Below are 15,262 nucleotides of genomic sequence, written 5' to 3'. Positions count from 1 at the left end.
AGTAAATATCTAGTGTTATAAGGGTTTTTACACACACTTTTTGTCCTATAAGCCAGTCATTACATACAAACATAACAAAAGAGGCATATCTTACATACATTGGTATGAGATATGCCTCTTTATTGTCCTAGAATAACGGGAACTGCTAGGTAAACAGGTTCACCCCGTCGGTTAACGATGGAGCCACTGCTTTTGATAATGCGCAGCGCCTCATCTCGTACGGCTTCCGGTACATCGTCCACAATCAATGGTGTATGTTCCCCAACGATAACGTTACCATTAACATCAAAGTTAACCCGTACTACGACCTTGCCAGTTACGACAGATGCCCGCCCCTGTTCTTGGACAGTCCGCAAATAGTCATGAGGATTGATATCTGGCTTTTGTAAAAGTGCTTGCTGCCCCGGTGTCAACAGACTCAATGCCAAATCAGATAAGAAGGATAAGTCACTAGACTCAGGTAATCCATTTCCAGTTGCATTCGGATCTGACGTTATATCTTTACCGATAGGCGCTTTACTACTCTTTGAGGATTTGTCATCCTTAGAATTAGGCCCATGCGTAACTACCGCTTGTTCACTGCTACTCGATTCTGACTCAATAGCCTTTGGAACAGCCCATTCTCGGCGCACACTAGATGGTGCTGTACTTTCACTTAACTCTTTAGTACGTTCATCCTCTTGCTTGCGCTCATCTAGCGATGGATTCACCTTAGGAGCTGCCCCTGCTGGTGTTACATCCAATGTTTTTTCCGTAGGCTTTTCTACAGGTTTTGGTAATTCCTCAACAGCAGCTACCCCTGTATCACTTTCACCATCATCAGGCAAATTAAAGCTAATTTCCGCCGCATCATGAGCCGCACCAGTACCGGCCATGCCACGCAACGAAAGGCCCATGCCAGATATGAGGATAATCGTGATTCCCAAGGACACAACGAAGGGTTTTAAATAATGCGATTCAAACATAGAATCACTTCCGTTCCGTAGCGACGCTAATATATTTAGCGCCATTCACCTTGAGCATGTCTAAGAGGGCGATAACCTCACTATAGTAAACATCCTTAGATGCGCGAATGACAAAGGCTTGACGCGGTGCTTGTTTCACGATGGCTTGTACCTCTTCGGCCAAGCGGTCGGAAGAGATTTCCTGATTGTCGATATATAGCGTGTGCGTCGTGGTGAGCGTAATCGTAATAGGCTCAATAGATTTTGCTGTAGACGTCGATGCAGATGGCAAATTAAGCGGAATTTGCTGCTCTGTATTCATGTACAGCGTGCCCACCATGAAAAATACCAATAAAAAGAATACGATATCGATCATGGGGATAATCATGATAGTCGGTTCTTTTTTAACTCCTAATGTGCGTCGTCTCATATATCATGCTCCTCGTTGTACGCATCGAGGATGTTGCCGCACTCATGCTCTAATGTAGTAATAGAATCGTTGACCTTTGCTGCACAGTAACTGTGAAAGCCAAGAGCGATGATCGCTACAGTCAAGCCTGTAGCCGTTGCCACCAAGGCTTCCGACACACCGCCTGTAATGATGGTAGGCGCTCCAATATCACCGCCTACTACTGCGAAGGCGCGAATCATGCCTAGTACTGTTCCCAACAACCCCAACAACGGTGCCATCGTTACAATCATACTGAGCCAGCTAAGACCGCGTTTTAAACGTTCATCCGCATAAGATACTACGTCTTGTAAACGGTTTTCTAGACCATTATAGTTCTTTGCACTGCGAATAGCGCGGGCAAATAAGGAGCCAAGCTCCTCTGTGTCGCGTTCCAGAACACTTGGTAACATAACCCAAGATTGGTTCTTCTCTAACACCTTATTAAAGCGACACAAATCTTTAGTGAATTTGCGATATAACACGATACGCTCAATACCGATCATCAAAGCGAAAAGCAAAAAAATCACTAGTGGATACATAACAAATCCACCAGCTACAAATAAATGCGCTATACTACTCATACTAACCTCCAAAAGCCTTCTACCCTTTAGGATCTATCTGGTTAATTATATCACGTTTTACCCTATCAAAAAACAAGATATGCGACGTAAAAGCCACATAAGTTTACCACGTCATAACCATATAAATTTGCACGGTAATAGCCATATAAATTGAGGATTAGAACTTTCACAAAGAAATAGAGCATAATAAAATATATGCAAAAAGGCTGCACTAAAATGATCTCCATTCTAGTACAGCCTTTTAAATCGTTAGCGTATAAACTTGATTAGTCTTTTTTAATGATGTTTACGATAAAGCCACCTACGCCTAAAGCCAATCCTAAACCGCTACAGAACATACCGATAGAATACCACAAGGTGTAAGATTGGTTATTCGCAGAGATAGCCTTAGCCGCTGCTTGCGCATTCGTCGCATTTCTTGCAATTTCCAAATTAGCCGCCGCTGGATCTGGATTAAGCAATAAAATGGCAATACCAATAATCAGAACGACTACACCGATTGGTAATAACAGTTTTTTGTTCATTTGAATGTCCCCCTCATAACATTAACGGTGAATATACTTTAATTATACACCGACTTTAGCAATTTAAAAAGATGAACTTATAGAACTTCTAGCTTTTATTAGCTAATTGAGACTAATTATTTATTATTATACAGAAAAAGGCATAGTATCGATGTACTATGGCACTTGGCCTATAGTACATTTGATACTATGCCTTTTATGTTATCTTAAGGACTTGTCGAAAACAGTAATTAATTCTTCTACGGCTTGAGATTCGCTCATTTCACCGTCTAAGACAGCAGCTTCCACTTCGCCCATGCGACCTTGAATGACTATATTATTAAAGAATAGATTGTGCAAGTGTTCGTCAATCATATCGCGTACCCAACGAAGGGATTGTTCTTGACGGCGTTTTAAGAAGACCCCATTTTCTTTACCTTGATTGGCAAATTCTTGGATGACATCCCACAATTCGTCGAGACCATCCTTTGTAACGGCTGAGCAAGTATAGGCTTGAGTCTTCCATTTTTCCGTAGCTGGACGAATGTAATGCAACATCCGATCGTAATCGCTACGAGCGATGAGAGCGCGCTTGAGGTTATCCCCATCAGCCTTGTTGACCACAATAGCATCAGCCAGCTCCATAACGCCTTTTTTGATGCCTTGTAATTCATCGCCTGCACCAGTTAATACGATGAGCATAAAGAAGTCTACCATGGAACGCACGGTAACTTCGCTTTGCCCAACCCCAACGGTTTCAACGAGAATGATATCATACCCAGCAGCCTCGCAAAGTAGCATGGTTTCTCTACTTTTACGAGCTACACCGCCCAGTGTACCACCTGCTGGCGATGGACGGATATAGGCGTCAGGATGTTTCGTCAACGTTTCCATCCGCGTTTTATCGCCCAAGATACTGCCCTTTGTGACTTGGCTCGTAGGGTCTACAGCAAGTACGGCCACCTTGTAACCTGCTTCAATGAGCATGTTACCAAAGGCTTCAATAAATGTACTTTTACCGGCCCCAGGCACGCCAGTAATACCGATGCGCAACGCCTTGCCCGTACGAGGCAATACGGCTTGCAATACTTGTTGAGCTAGTTTGAAATGGTCCTTATTATTACTTTCTACTAATGTGATAGCCCGTGAAAGTATAACGCGGTCCCCCTGCTCGATACCGCGTACATAATCAGCGACAGTTAACTTCTTTCGCCGCTGTACGGGACGTACCGACGGAGCCAGATGAGCGGAGCTAGATAAGAGGCCGTCGTGCATTTCTTTGACGCCTTTCATCACGTGACACGCATAGGTATCATCTTTCTTCGCATCTTCTGGCACCCAATCGGGACGGTAAGTATCAGTCATTAGACTCGTCTTGAACGTGACTAGTCAATGTTTCTAGCAATTTCTTAGCCGCTACAGGCAAGACTGTACCAGGGCCAAAGATAGCCACTGCGCCATGTTCGCGTAGGAATTCATAGTCCTGAGCAGGGATTACGCCACCGATGGCAACCAAAATATCTCCACGACCTCGTTTGTTGAGTTCTTCCACAAGTTGAGGTAACAATGTTTTGTGACCTGCTGCAAGAGAACTGAACCCGACGATATGAACGTCATTATCCACCGCATCTTGCGCTGTTTCTTCTGGAGTTTGGAACAACGGTCCGATATCTACGTCAAAGCCCATATCCGCGAAGGATGTAGCGATAACTTTGGCACCGCGGTCATGACCGTCTTGGCCCATCTTGGCAATCATGATACGAGGGCGACGACCTTCGAGTTCTTCAAAGTCATCTGCCATTTGACGTACTTCTTTGATAACATCGTCATCTTCATATTCGCTGGAGTATACGCCAGAAATAGAGCGGATAACCGCTTTATGACGGCCGCAAACTTTTTCAACAGCAAAGGAAATTTCACCCAAGGATGCACGAGCACGAGCAGCTTCAAGGGCAAGAGCAAGCAAGTTGCCTTCCCCGGATTCTGTAGCATTGGTAATCGCTTCGAGACAGGATTGAACCTTTTCTTCGTCACGGTTAGCACGCAATTGTTCGAGACGACGGATTTGCGCTTCTCGTACAGCCGTATTATCTACGTCGAGGATATCCAATGGATCTTCTTTATCTAGACGATATTTATTGATACCGATGATCGCTTCACGGCCAGAGTCGATACGAGCTTGGCGACGAGCTGCCGCTTCTTCGATACGCATCTTAGGAAGACCAGTATCAATCGCTTTCGCCATACCACCGAGGGATTCGATTTCTTGGATATGACCCCAAGCGCGACGAATCAATTCATCAGTCAATGCTTCTACATAGTAGGAACCGCCCCATGGGTCGATAACTTTACATACCTTAGTTTCATCTTGGATGTAAAGCTGAGTATTACGGGCAATACGTGCGGAGAAGTCCGTAGGCAACGCAATCGCTTCGTCAAGCGCATTGGTATGTAGAGATTGGGTATGGCCCAATGCGGCGCCCATCGCTTCCATACATGTACGAGCCACGTTGTTGAACGGATCTTGTTCTGTTAAGGACCAACCAGAGGTTTGGCTATGTGTACGAAGAGCCATGGATTTTGGATTTTCAGAGCCGAAGCTGTTGATAATCTTAGCCCACAACATACGAGCTGCACGCATTTTCGCCACTTCCATGAAGTAGTTTTTACCGATTGCCCAGAAGAAGGACAAACGTGGAGCGAATTTATCTACGTGAAGGCCTGCATTTACACCGGTACGGATGTATTCAAGGCCATCGGCCAAGGTGTAACCTAATTCGATATCTGCCGTAGCGCCCGCTTCTTGCATATGGTAGCCAGAAATGGAGATACTGTTGAACTTAGGCATGTACTGAGATGTATAGGCAAAGATATCACCGATGATACGCATGGACGTAGCTGGAGGGTAAATATAGGTATTACGTACCATGAACTCTTTCAAGATATCATTTTGGATCGTACCAGCCATAACCTTTTTATCAACGCCTTGTTCTTCACCAGCTAGGATGTAGAACGCCATGACAGGCAATACGGCGCCGTTCATTGTCATGGATACGGACATTTGGTCGAGAGGAATACCGGAGAATAGAATTTCCATATCGAGGATGGAGTCTACTGCAACGCCCGCTTTACCAACATCACCTACTACGCGAGGATGGTCGGAGTCGTAACCACGGTGTGTGGCAAGGTCAAAGGCGATAGACAAACCTTTTTGGCCCGCTGCCAAGTTACGACGGTAAAACGCATTGGATTCTTCCGCAGTGGAGAAACCCGCGTACTGACGTACTGTCCAAGGACGAGTAACGTACATTGTGGAATAAGGTCCACGCAAGAATGGAGGTACACCAGCCATGTAGTCAAGGTGTGTCATCCCTTCATAATCCATCTCTGTGTAGAGAGGTTTTAGTTGGATTTGCTCCATTGTTGTATTGTATAAATCTTCAAAGCTTTTTCCTGTTTCTTTTTGAAGTTCAGCAAGCCATGCATCGCGAGATGTTGGTGACTGCGTTCCCAAGCCAAGAGAGGAGAAGTCTGGATTTTTAAACATGAGCTCACATCCCTTTCTTATCTTGTAATGTATTCAAGATTTCGTAACAATTTGCACGAACGGAAATGAAGTCGTCTACGCCAGCTTCACGATATACAGGCTCAAGGTCCTTAGGAGGTGCCCCTGCCAAGATAACTGTTACATTAGGCATAGTTTCTTTCAATTCTTTTGCTAGAGGTGGTACTAATTCTGGATATGTATCATCTGTGGAACAGATAACAACAACGTCGGCACCACTTTCACGAGCAGCTTTCGCAGCATCAGCCGTTGTTTCATGGCCGTCATTTTTAATAACTTCAAAAGCACCTACTTCAAAGAAGCCTGTGGAGAAGTCTGCACGAGGTTTATGTTGAGGGATTGGGCCCATATTAGCCAAGAATACCTTCACATTGTCTTTCGTACGTTGTTTATAGTTTTCAGTGCGCATGCGAAGTGCTTCAAATTGTTCAGTCCAGCGATGAGCCGTGATTGGTTCAATCGTTTCGGAAGAAATATCGCCAGCGTCTAAGGACTTACGGATTTGACGCATTGTCAATTTTTGCAATGCACCGAGTTCGATGAGACCAATTAAAGCACCCGGTTCTGTCGTACTTGCCTCTAGGGTAGCCTGTGCTTTCACAACAGCATCTGGCTCCGCACTCGCCAAGTATTCTTCAATTTGAGCCACACGTTTTTGACGCAATGTTTCTTGATTTTCTGGTTTTGGATCAAGCAATTCTTCCGTCATGTTCGCATACATGTTGTTACCAACTGCAACATCCTTACGGAATGCAAGGTTTTTGAAACGTTCATCAAGAATCGCTTTAACTTGAGCTTGTGGATAGCCTTCTTTCAAGGCCGCCACGATGCCGCCTTTAGATTCGATAGTTTGGAACTCAGCCCAGATTTTTTCGCATAATTCAGCAGCCAATGTTTCCACATACCAAGAACCGCCTACAGGGTCCACCGGTTGACGCAACTCGAATTCAGTTTGCAACATAACTTGGATATTACGGGCAATACGGCGAGAGAAATCGTCCGCTTTGCGAATTGGTTGGTCAAATGGAGATACTTCAAGGCTGTTCAAACCACCTACAACGCCAGAGAATGCTTGTGTTGTATTACGCAACAAGTTTACATATGGGTCGTATACAGTTTTTGTGAAAGCAGATGTTCTGCCATGTACATGAACGGCGCGGTCCGCTTCTTCAGCACCGAATGCTTCCATAATGCGCGCCCAAAGTACGCGCAACGCACGTAATTTAGCGATTTCCATAAAGAAATTAGCACCTAAGGAGAATGTGAACATCATGCTCTTCGCAATGGTGTGAATATCAATGTTTCGTTGTGCTAGTTGACGCACATAGCAAACGGCTGTTGCCAATGCATAGGCAACCTCTTGCACATCGTTAGCGCCGCCATTAGCGTATACGTCACCAGATACGAGTACTGTTTTAAGCTCTGGAGCTTGTTCTTTAGCCCATACAACAGTATGTGCCATTTCATCAAAGGCTGTGTCTAAGGAAATATGCAATGCACCATCTTTAGCCCAAACGCCAACAGGGTCTGCACCAACGAGACCTTTTAAGTCAGCTGTTTGTTTTTTAGCGCCTTTTACAGTGGCTGCTAACATACCGAGCAAGATGGCTGCAGAAGCGCCTGTTTCAATGTATAAAGGATTTTCTTTAAGATTGAAACGCTCGATCAATTGTTTGCAGTCATCCATGGTGGACAAGGATGTACCGCCAACGCCAACGGATGCCCCAACTTGCACATCTTGATCATGGCGTGTCGCCTCATCAAGGCGGATATTGTGGATGGTGCCGCCTTTTACACTCTCGTATAAACTTGCATGATTAGCATCTTTAGGCAAAGAGTCATCTACATATTGGGATACACCCCAAGAGTCTTTAATATAACCACTTGCCTTCGTGCCACGTAGGAACTCGCCTGCCCCAGGGTATACACCTTTTGGAATTTTTTCTCCATGCAGTGCAGGTGTGTAAATTGGCTGTAACGTAATACCTTCATAGGTTTTCGTGAACATCTTCTTGTGGAAGTCGCCACCTTTTAACGCCTTTTCAACTTCAGCCTGCCATTGTTCATACGTAGGTTTCTCAAATTCGTCAAAGGATACAGGTGCCAATAGATCGCGTTCAGCATCCTTTGAAGTCTTTTTGTCAGACATATATGTGCCTCCTTTTCAACTCGAAACCATACCGAGAAACAGCGCACCGTACCTGCGAAGTGTTATATCTATGAATCACACGAGCTTTCCTGTCTTCGGATCACATCAACCTCAAGTCTGTGTCCCTTAATTCAATAATTATAAAGCCTGATTCATACGCTAAACAGCCACTTTCAAGGGCAACAAAAAACGTGCCACCCAAAAGTGACACGTAAGGTTTCTTATTGAAAGGTACGCCAAAAAAACACTGAAACCAGCATACCCCAATCCCCTTCCTATCGCTCGTAGGTACATAACGGTGATTATAAAATAGGCAGTTCTCCTGGCTCGGGCTCATCACCTCGCTTTCGCCTTCCCAGATTTCTCCAGTGACATCTATGAAAGCAGGCTCGTCCTTACAGTGGCGGGACCGCATCGGCTTGTACCGATTTCTCTATTAAGTCTTGCGACACCTATTCTCTATATTCGTTGTTCTAAGTCCAATATAGTGTAAGATTATGCACAAAGTCAATGAACATAACAGTTAATCATAAGTAACAAATTTTAGGTTATAACCGAAAGTCATGTGCAATAACTAAAACTCATATTCACATCCCATACGCAATGAGCAATGATATAATAAGAACTATCAAGAGGCGGCATTATGAAGGATGGAGGATGTATTATGGAGCAGACAAACAAAAAAGGCCTAGTAACAGCCCTTAGTTGCTATATCATCTGGGGTTTACTCCCTCTGTATTGGGCATTATTAAACCATATTTCACCGTATAATATACTGGCACAACGCATTATCTGGTCCGGCATCTGCATGGCTATTGTTTTATTTGGCATGCATTTTAAGCAATTCAAAAAAGACTTTCAATTACTAAAAGAACAACGATCACAACTCGTATTGCTGTTGGTCGCCTCTGTTATCATCAGCATTAACTGGTTCACCTATATTTGGGCCATCGCCAATAATCAAGTTATGAATACGAGTTTGGGCTATTATATAAACCCACTCCTCAACGTAGTATTAGGTGTTATCCTATTCAAAGAATTTCTCAGCACCCCGAAAAAGCTGAGCGTTCTCATCGCCACCATAGGCATTGCCTTGCTCACCTATCAATTGGGCTCCTTACCAATAGTATCGTTGATCCTCGCAGTCTCCTTTGGCCTCTATGGGGTTGTAAAAAAGAAACTACTCATCTCGCCTTTTACGAGCATTGCCTTCGAAGCATGGCTCTTAACGCCCCTCGCCTTACTCTATACAACTATGGTGGATAACACAGTATGGTCCTATTTCGGCACGGATTGGTATACTACCTTGCTGCTCATCGCCTGCGGCCTCACTACATCTGTACCATTGGTGCTATTCTCCTACGGCGCACAACTATTGCCGCTCAACCTGCTAGGCTTCCTACAATATGTAGCTCCAACCATTGCGTTATTGCTAGCTATCTTCTACTTTGGTGAAAGCTTCGATACACCACAAATGATTGCCTTCGGCTGCATCTGGATAGCACTAGCTATCTACACCATGTCCAATCAACTCACAAGAACTAAATAGGTAACTATAAAAAGCTGTATCAAATGCACTCAATATTTGATACAGCTTTTTACATACTAATATTACGCTTATTTAATTTACCTCTTAGCCCTATTTATTCAATTTATTCATATTCAAACTGTTCATTTCTAAAACTATATTGTCAAGTGACTAATAGGAACCTAGGTGACCAATGGTCACCACTATGCAGCCAAAAACGATGCTAGACTACAGATGAGATAAGTAATACTCCTATCAATTGTTTTATACGTATATACGTGTTATCATAAAAGGAGAGCCTATGAAGGACAAAGATTTACTTAAACTACTGTTAAAGAATGGTTGGAAGGATGTACGCCAACGAGGAAGTCATCATCGTTTGAAAAAAGATGATCAAGTCGAAGTAATTGCCGTACATGGCAAGGATGTACCGATAGGTTTATTAAATGCCATTTTGAAGAGAACAGGACTAAAATAAGGAGGAAATATGAAATTTATATACCCTGCCATAATCCATGATGATGCTGATGGTTTCTGGGCTGAGTTTCCAGACTTAGAATATACTAGCAGTACTGGCTCAACACTAACAGAGCTTGTAACTAATGCACAAGAGGCAATGGAACTGTATATCTTAGGAGCCTTAGAAGATGGAGAAAGTTTACCTACCCCTACATCTATTCGAAACTTACCTTGTACGGATACAACCTATCCTACATTAGTACAAACAGATATTGATTTAGCTAAAAATAGTAAATCCGTAAAGAAAACCTTAACAATTCCTGCGTGGCTAAATGATCGAGCACTAGCTAAAGGAATTAATTTTTCTCAGCTTTTACAAGAGGCATTAGTCGAAAAAACAATGTAAATGTACACTATCAATGACTCAGCAAAATTAGAACTATTGTCCACGCAATGATTGCAAGCGTTAGTAGGCCTACACAGATCATCCACATAATAGTTACAAAATAGAGCAATAGCTTGAGTACATAGAGTACATCAAACCATATACTATGTTGGTCCTCTAGACGGTCCATATAGGCACTGAGACAGCGCACCAAATATGGAGGTTTAGTATTAGGATTCAGTTTTTTCCAATAAAATACTAAATAGGGCGTAACAATACACCCTATCACAACGATAAAAGTAAGAAAAATAGGTGTTTCAATATTGTACCGAGTCATAAAGTCTGACCAGCTGCCTAGCATTTGACCGCCTAGATACAAAAAAATGAACCAATAGAAGAAACCAACTAACTTTATAATATGGCGAATGATTTGTTTACTATCCATTATGCAATCCTATTACTATCAACCATTGAAACGTAATTATAGTATTTGTTATATCATGATTACGCAGAAACTATAGTCCTACTAATGTTTTAAATCGCGCATTATTGTGAAAGCGTTCAAAATGGTCTTGTTCAGCGGCTACGGCTTTCACAGATGGATCAATTGTAATTGCTTTTTCAAGCCAATCAAGGGCCTTAGTATCATCCCCTTGGTCTGCATAAATGGTAGCAATACCATAGACAGACCAAGTGTTACTAGGGTCCTTTTCTAATACCTTTTCAAACCATTGTTTAGACTCATTTAACTGGCCTTGTAGTTTATACACCATAGCCATGTTGTAGTAATTCGCTACATTATTAGGATCTAAATCATAAGCCTTTTTAGTATCTGCTAAACCTTTAGTTGTGTCACCATTCAACGCCGTAGCAAAACCACGCACAGAATAAGCCTCAGCATTATTAGGATTATCCTTAATAGAAGCTGTTGCCTCATCAATGGTTTTTGCATAATCGCCAGAGGATAAAGCCTGCTTGGCTGCCATAACATGGGCATCTTGATCTTGTGCTGTTTTGGCTTGTTCGTTAGCTGTTGTTGTAGGTTTAGTGTCTTGTTGAGTCTTAGTATCTGTGCCGCAACCTAATAGGCTAAGCAAGCAAATACATAACAGAATATATTTCATATATTACCTCTATATTACCTCTATATTATCTATATAATACAAACACATTATGTTGTATATCTTCATTATTTACTATGATTACAATAAGTAATACTATTACTTAATTTATTAATTACCATTACAATTATACCAAAACTATATACAAAAAAGGACGAGCCGCAACTCGTCCTTTTTCGTTATATTGTAGATAATTTCATACACTCTACCTATACGCAGTATAGCATAGTAATAGTAAACGCTGCCTATTATAAGGCTTACATATTATTTTTTTGCTTTAGAGCAACGGTCTAATAGGAATGCAACACCAACGAATGGGATGCCACCGCTTTCACCAAGGCCAATTTCACAGGTAGAGCTGGAGCTTACACCTAATGTTGCACCATATTCAGCGATTTCGCTAGCTAGATCTTTTGTAGCCGCTTTGTTGAGTTCTGGTGTAAAGAAACCTTTTTGACCAGCAAAGCCGTCGCATGCGAAGGATTTAATGTTGAATACATGGTCTGTACATAGACGAGCCAAGTCTTCAATGTATTGGGATTTGTTCAAAGATTTAATCTTACATTGTTTGTGTACGATTACGCGTTCATCGCATTTTTCAATGTCTAGATGAGGCACTACGTATTTGCACAAGAATTCAGAAATATCGTTGATTTCTAAGCCTGGCATATGTTTGAACGCATGGTTGAAGCATGCGCTATGGTCAATCACGATTGGATATTTACCATTTTGAGAGGCTTTCATCAATGCATCGTGCAAGTCCTTAACAGCACGCTCATGAACGTCATCGTAGTTTTCAAAGCTCAAGCCACAGCATAGGTTTTCGATATGTTGAGGATAAATAATATCGATATGAGCCTTGTTGCAAAGGCTTTCCACTACTTGTTGTAGACTGCGATCATCGTCATACCCTTGGTTCGGTTTGAAGGCGCGGTTCGCACACGTACTGAAGTATACAACCTTTTCAAAATTAGTTGGTTTAATGCGATTTCTCAATCTATAATGGTTAGCCTTAGGCGTTGTTTTAGGTAAGTACGGTGTAATACCTGTTACGCCATGTAAGCCGTCGGTAATCTTGGAAATTGCTTTTTGCGTAATGATGGACCCTGCAATGCCTTCGAGGCTTACGCCGGCACGAGCCATTTGAAGCGTTGTGGAGAAGTTGTCGTAAATCTTCTTAGCCAATTCTGGTGCAGGTGGATCGATGCGCCGCATGGACAATGCGATTTGAGCAGTATCGATGCTGAGTGGGCAAAGACCTTTACACATGGAGCAAGCTGCACAAGTTTCCACACCGTAGTATTCGTAGCCCTTTCTGAGCTCGGATGCCAATGTGAAATTACCTTCGTTTTCAAGGCGTTTCGTTTCGCGCAACAACGCAATACGTTGACGCGGAGTCAATGTTAAATTACGGCTTGGACAATGTTTTTCGCAGAAACCACATTCCATACAGATTGTGAAAGCATCATCGATAGCGCATTGTGCTTTAAGATTTTTCTTATATACATCTGGATCATCTGTGATGATAACATCTGGGTTCAAGATACGTTCAGGGTCAAAGATGGCTTTAATGCGACGGTTGATTTCGTACGCTTTTTTGCCCCATTCCATTTCAACGAATGGCGCTACCATGCGGCCTGTACCATGTTCGGCTTTCAAAGAACCACCGAAACCAGATACGCGTTCGGACATTTCTTTTACCAAATCACCAAAGTTCTTAGTATCTTTAGGATCGCTGAAGTCAGGGGTAATATTGAAGTGAACGTTACCAGACAAGGCATGACCGAAGATTACACCACCGTCTACGAAATCGTATTTATGGAACAATTCCGTAATCATTTCGATGCCCTTAGTGAAGTCTTCAATTTGGAAGCATACATCCTCTGTAATTACAGTAGTGCCTTTTCTGCGTTGCCCGCCAACGATTGGCAAGATACCTTTACGGATAGCCCACCAAGAATCGTATTCCTTAGGGTCTTGAGAGTAAAGACTTGGAATAGCTGTCGGAATATCTTTCAATTGGTCTTTAATGAAAGCTAAGTTTTCATCTACAGTTTCTTTGGAGTAACTTTCAGTTTGGAACAAGATGGCACTTGTACCTTCAGGCACTTCACGAACAAAGTCAGGCACGTTATCTAAGGCTTGAACGGCGCGCAAGGACTGATAGTCCATCATTTCTGCAGCAATAACCTTTTCACGTCCCATATTAGCCAACGCTACAACCGCAAGGGATGCATCGTTCAATGTTTTGAAGAACATGAGACCGCAGCCTTTGTGAGGCACGTCTTCAACAGTGTTGTACACTACTTCAGATACGAAGCCCAATGTACCTTCAGAACCGATGAACAAGTGGTTGATGATGTCGATGATATCTTCAAAATCAACGAGGGAATTCAAGCCGTAGCCTGTAGTATTTTTAATTTTGTATTTATGATGAATCAAATGAGTCAATTCTTCGTCAGCCAAGATTTCATTGCGCAATTGCAATAGATCTTCAACCATTTGAGGTTTTTCTTTGAGGAATTGATCGATGCTCTTTTGGTCGGACGTATCAAGAATAGAGCCGTCTAATAAAACAACGCGAATAGAGCGAATTGTTTTATAAGAGTTCTGCGCCGTACCACAGCACATACCAGAGGAGTTATTGTTTAAAATACCGCCTACCAATGCTGTGGCAAGCGTTGCAGGATCTGGGCCAATTTTACGATTGTACGGTTTCAATAAATCGTTCGCATCGGAACCGATAACACCGCATTCACATTTTAAGGCTTTGCCATCGTCGATAACTTCCATTTTTTTGAAGCCATCATTACATACGATGAGCACGTCTTCACTGGAGCACTGACCAGACAAAGAAGAACCAGCTGCACGGAATGTAAATGGTGTGCCGCATTGTTGGCATAAACGAATGAGGCGTCTTACTTCACGTTCGTCCTCAGCTTTTACAACAACCTTTGGTAAATAGCTATAGCAGGACGCATCAACGCCATACGCATAACGACGTAAATGATCGGTATACACGCGACCTTTACAAATCTCTTTTGCCTCCTTGGCAAAACGTTCATAATCTCTAATAAGCGTACTCACTTGTATTTCCTCCTATCCTCTCATAAGGAACATGTGTTACTTTTAGTATACGCCGTTCTCATTCTCACTACTATAATTATGCGTAAATTATATCTCTTCTAATAATTCTCGATATACACTGCTTTTTTATTTCTTTAGTTGAAAGTGCATCTCAATAGCATTATCATATACTCATTTCTTCACATATCCAATCAAGAATCCTTATTTATTAAGGATTAATCGATATATTTTATAGATATATACGAAAACCTCGATAAACTATGATTTGTAGTGCATATAATTCTATAGGAAATAGATTGCAAAACTCATGCATAAAACTACTATGATTTACTAATTTTAATTTTTTCATTCTCATTTAGAAAGTTCTATGACTTTTGGTTATACCCTTTCATAAAACTCTAGAAATCTAAAAAGCCCTCTAGCGATAGAACTCCTATGATATGTACCCATTTTCCTGGACACATATTATTTACTAGCCTAAACACATGG

Annotated in this window: 13 protein-coding genes and 1 riboswitch; of the genes, 3 read left to right on the top strand and 10 right to left on the bottom strand. The window is 42.3% G+C overall.

Going from position 1 to position 15,262, the window contains the following annotated elements; all coding sequences use genetic code 11:
* Positions 1-119: 119 nt before the first annotated feature.
* The 7 genes from RYM16_RS08200 to RYM16_RS08170 all read right to left on the bottom strand — a co-directional run bounded on the left by RYM16_RS08200 (position 120) and on the right by RYM16_RS08170 (position 8,193).
* The gene (locus RYM16_RS08200) at positions 120-965 is read right to left on the bottom strand and encodes a hypothetical protein (RefSeq protein ID WP_314983288.1); all 846 of its coding nucleotides are present in this window, start codon (positions 963-965) and stop codon (positions 120-122) included.
* Positions 966-969: 4 nt separating this feature from the next.
* Positions 970-1,374, bottom strand: a complete 405-nt coding sequence (locus tag RYM16_RS08195) for a biopolymer transporter ExbD (protein WP_314727472.1) — start codon at positions 1,372-1,374, stop codon at positions 970-972.
* Positions 1,371-1,976: a MotA/TolQ/ExbB proton channel family protein gene (locus RYM16_RS08190; protein ID WP_314983287.1), complete on the bottom strand. Its 606-nt coding sequence runs from the start codon at positions 1,974-1,976 to the stop codon at positions 1,371-1,373. The genes RYM16_RS08195 and RYM16_RS08190 overlap by 4 nt, the downstream gene beginning before the upstream one ends.
* Positions 1,977-2,242: 266 nt before the next feature.
* A complete protein-coding gene (locus RYM16_RS08185) occupies positions 2,243-2,500 on the bottom strand; it encodes a hypothetical protein (RefSeq protein WP_009352280.1) in 258 nt (85 codons plus the stop codon).
* A 201-nt stretch (positions 2,501-2,701) separates the two neighbouring features.
* Entirely contained in the window at positions 2,702-3,844 is a 1,143-nt protein-coding gene (meaB, locus tag RYM16_RS08180; RefSeq protein WP_314983286.1) for a methylmalonyl Co-A mutase-associated GTPase MeaB, read from the bottom strand.
* Complete coding sequence (gene scpA, locus RYM16_RS08175; protein ID WP_314983285.1) at positions 3,837-6,026, bottom strand: methylmalonyl-CoA mutase; 2,190 nt, start codon at positions 6,024-6,026, stop codon at positions 3,837-3,839. Before scpA ends, meaB begins: the two co-directional genes overlap by 8 nt.
* A 4-nt stretch (positions 6,027-6,030) precedes the next feature.
* Positions 6,031-8,193: a methylmalonyl-CoA mutase family protein gene (locus RYM16_RS08170; protein WP_314983284.1), complete on the bottom strand. Its 2,163-nt coding sequence runs from the start codon at positions 8,191-8,193 to the stop codon at positions 6,031-6,033.
* Between the two features lie 294 nt (positions 8,194-8,487).
* Positions 8,488-8,664: riboswitch (cobalamin riboswitch) on the bottom strand.
* A 193-nt stretch (positions 8,665-8,857) separates the two neighbouring features.
* Here RYM16_RS08170 and rarD point away from each other — a divergent pair.
* The 3 genes from rarD (at position 8,858) to RYM16_RS08155 (ending at position 10,586) form a co-directional block, all read left to right on the top strand.
* Positions 8,858-9,742: an EamA family transporter RarD gene (gene rarD / locus RYM16_RS08165; RefSeq protein ID WP_314983283.1), complete on the top strand. Its 885-nt coding sequence runs from the start codon at positions 8,858-8,860 to the stop codon at positions 9,740-9,742.
* A gap of 280 nt (positions 9,743-10,022) precedes the next feature.
* Positions 10,023-10,199: a type II toxin-antitoxin system HicA family toxin gene (locus RYM16_RS08160; protein WP_059364354.1), complete on the top strand. Its 177-nt coding sequence runs from the start codon at positions 10,023-10,025 to the stop codon at positions 10,197-10,199.
* A gap of 9 nt (positions 10,200-10,208) precedes the next feature.
* A complete protein-coding gene (locus RYM16_RS08155; RefSeq protein WP_005384984.1) occupies positions 10,209-10,586 on the top strand; it encodes a type II toxin-antitoxin system HicB family antitoxin in 378 nt (125 codons plus the stop codon).
* A 10-nt stretch (positions 10,587-10,596) separates the two neighbouring features.
* On the opposite strand, the gene RYM16_RS08150 is transcribed toward RYM16_RS08155, so the two are convergent.
* The 3 genes from RYM16_RS08150 to RYM16_RS08140 form a co-directional block, all read right to left on the bottom strand.
* The gene (locus RYM16_RS08150) at positions 10,597-11,010 is read right to left on the bottom strand and encodes a hypothetical protein (protein ID WP_314983282.1); all 414 of its coding nucleotides are present in this window, start codon (positions 11,008-11,010) and stop codon (positions 10,597-10,599) included.
* A 70-nt stretch (positions 11,011-11,080) separates the two neighbouring features.
* Entirely contained in the window at positions 11,081-11,689 is a 609-nt protein-coding gene (locus RYM16_RS08145) for a TPR end-of-group domain-containing protein (RefSeq protein WP_314983281.1), read from the bottom strand.
* 261 nt (positions 11,690-11,950) lie between these two features.
* Positions 11,951-14,773, bottom strand: a complete 2,823-nt coding sequence (locus RYM16_RS08140; protein ID WP_314983280.1) for an FAD-binding and (Fe-S)-binding domain-containing protein — start codon at positions 14,771-14,773, stop codon at positions 11,951-11,953.
* Between the last annotated feature and the right edge of the window lie 489 nt (positions 14,774-15,262).

The organism is uncultured Veillonella sp., assembly GCF_963524655.1.
GTDB lineage: Bacteria > Bacillota > Negativicutes > Veillonellales > Veillonellaceae > Veillonella.
Note: the sequence above shows the minus strand (reverse complement) of the source record. Positions and strands in the feature narration are given on the sequence as shown.

Bases quoted from the DNA above. Each gene is read 5' to 3' on its own strand.
- RYM16_RS08155 (WP_005384984.1), top strand. From the start codon at position 10,209: ATGAAATTTATATACCCTGCCATAATCCATGATGATGCTGATGGTTTC.
- RYM16_RS08195 (WP_314727472.1), bottom strand. From the start codon at position 1,374: ATGAGACGACGCACATTAGGAGTTAAAAAAGAACCGACTATCATGATT.
- RYM16_RS08185 (WP_009352280.1), bottom strand. From the start codon at position 2,500: ATGAACAAAAAACTGTTATTACCAATCGGTGTAGTCGTTCTGATTATT.
- scpA (WP_314983285.1), bottom strand. From the start codon at position 6,026: ATGTTTAAAAATCCAGACTTCTCCTCTCTTGGCTTGGGAACGCAGTCA.
- RYM16_RS08190 (WP_314983287.1), bottom strand. From the start codon at position 1,976: ATGAGTAGTATAGCGCATTTATTTGTAGCTGGTGGATTTGTTATGTAT.
- RYM16_RS08145 (WP_314983281.1), bottom strand. From the start codon at position 11,689: ATGAAATATATTCTGTTATGTATTTGCTTGCTTAGCCTATTAGGTTGC.
- RYM16_RS08170 (WP_314983284.1), bottom strand. From the start codon at position 8,193: ATGTCTGACAAAAAGACTTCAAAGGATGCTGAACGCGATCTATTGGCA.
- meaB (WP_314983286.1), bottom strand. From the start codon at position 3,844: ATGACTGATACTTACCGTCCCGATTGGGTGCCAGAAGATGCGAAGAAA.
- RYM16_RS08200 (WP_314983288.1), bottom strand. From the start codon at position 965: ATGTTTGAATCGCATTATTTAAAACCCTTCGTTGTGTCCTTGGGAATC.
- RYM16_RS08160 (WP_059364354.1), top strand. From the start codon at position 10,023: ATGAAGGACAAAGATTTACTTAAACTACTGTTAAAGAATGGTTGGAAG.
- rarD (WP_314983283.1), top strand. From the start codon at position 8,858: ATGGAGCAGACAAACAAAAAAGGCCTAGTAACAGCCCTTAGTTGCTAT.
- RYM16_RS08150 (WP_314983282.1), bottom strand. From the start codon at position 11,010: ATGGATAGTAAACAAATCATTCGCCATATTATAAAGTTAGTTGGTTTC.